At 50.2% G+C, this 229-nt stretch carries 1 rRNA gene; it reads left to right on the forward strand.

The window, feature by feature from the left end:
• Positions 1-67: ribosomal RNA gene (locus ETC05_RS17680) — 16S ribosomal RNA — on the forward strand; the annotation flags it as partial.
• Positions 68-229: the final 162 nt, after the last annotated feature.

A 229-nucleotide genomic window follows, 5' to 3' on the forward strand; every position in this document is an offset into this window, starting at 1 on the left:
GCAAGTGATTGGGGTGAAGTCGTAACAAGGTAGCCGTACCGGAAGGTGCGGCTGGATCACCTCCTTTCTAAGGATGACAAACCTTTCGGTTCAATGAACATGGCGCTTCCGTTTCGTTCAGTTTTGAAGGAATGAGAATTCCTTCGACTGCTTCGTTTGCGTCTGCGTCTACAAGCGAATGCAGAGGAGCCAGATTCCTCGACGCAAACCAGCGAAGAAGCAAGCTCAA

This window comes from Geobacillus sp. BMUD (genome assembly GCF_013096845.1).
Lineage (GTDB): Bacteria > Bacillota > Bacilli > Bacillales > Anoxybacillaceae > Geobacillus > Geobacillus vulcani.